The organism is Halorubrum sp. C191, from assembly GCF_002727095.1.
In the GTDB taxonomy this organism is placed as follows: domain Archaea; phylum Halobacteriota; class Halobacteria; order Halobacteriales; family Haloferacaceae; genus Halorubrum; species Halorubrum ezzemoulense.
The window spans coordinates 1-1,340 of sequence record NZ_NHNZ01000187.1; the positions used below are offsets into that span (position 1 = coordinate 1).

1 protein-coding gene is annotated in these 1,340 nt (G+C 59.0%); it reads left to right on the top strand.

Annotation, left to right across the window (positions count from 1 at the left end):
- Nucleotides 1-117: 117 nt before the first annotated feature.
- Nucleotides 118-1,340 (top strand): RNA-guided endonuclease TnpB family protein (locus Z052_RS16885; protein ID WP_099289275.1); only part of this gene is annotated, 1,223 nt, incomplete at its 3' end.

The following is a 1,340-nucleotide window of genomic DNA, read 5'->3' on the forward strand; positions in this document are numbered from 1 at the left end:
GGTAAGAGACAGCCCTTCAGGGGTGGGAGGAAGCGCGTACGCTCCGTGTAACAATCCACCGACTACGACAAGGCCGACTCCCCAATAGTTTTGAATTATTGGCAGTACGTATGATGTATGGAGAAGCGGCGCACTGTTCCGGTGAAACTCGCCGTGGATAGTGACGACGCCGCACTCATCGAAGACACCGTCGACGAGTTCCTGTGGGCCGCTAACTACGTAACTCGCCACGCCTTCGAAGGCGAATACGTCACCACGAGCAAAACTACGCTCCACGACGACACCTACGAAGACGTGCGCGACGAGACGGCGTTACACAGCAACCACGTCCAAGCCGCCCGGAACAAGGCCGCTGACGCCTGTAAGAGCGTGGTCAAGAAGTGGAAACAGGGGAAGAAGGCGTCGATGCCGCACTTCACCAGTCCACACGTCGTCTACGACCACCGCACCGCCACCTTCCACGACGAGTACGTCAGCCTCGCCACCACAGACGGACGGATTGAAGCCGACTACGTGCTTCCTGACGACGAACAGGACACGCCCCACGCGGAATACCTCTTCTCAGATGAGTACGAGACGACAGGGGCGGAGTTACACTACCGGGACAGCGACTGGATGCTTCACATCCACTGCAAGATGGAAGTGGAGTCTGACACGGCGGAGCAGACAGCCACCGAGAACGGAACGGTTCTCGGGGTTGACCTCGGCGTGAACAGTCTTGTAGTTGCCTCGACTGGCACGTTCTGGACGGGTGACGAGTTCGACCACTGGCGGCGCGAATACGAGCAACGGCGTGGTGACTTACAGGAACACGGCACGCGGTGGGCGCATGAGAACATCCAATCGGTCGGTCGGAAAGAGGAAGGTCGGTTCAAAATCACGCTCCACCGCATCTCGAACGAGTTGGTAGCTGAAGCCCGCGAGTACAGCTGTTCGGTGATAGCGTTTGAGGACTTGACCGACATCCGTGAGCGCACTGGTGCGTCGTGGGGCCACAAGTGGGCATTCAACCGCCTGTTCGAGTACGTCGAGTACAAAGCAGCCGAGTACGGCATCAACGTGGAGCAGATTGACCCGAAGAACACGTCACGGCGGTGTTCGACGTGTGGGTTCACGCACCCCGACAACCGTAACGGCGAAGAGTTCGAGTGCCTGAAATACGGGTACGAGAACCACGCCGACTACAACGCCGCCAAGAACATCGGCTTGCGGTATCTCCGCCGGAACCAAACTGGCTCTGGTGGAGGCGCACCCGTAGGCGTGCGGTTGAACAGCGGGACGCTGAACGCGAATGGAGAGTATGACCCTCCTGCCGAAATGTCGGCCAGAGCGGGAGTCCA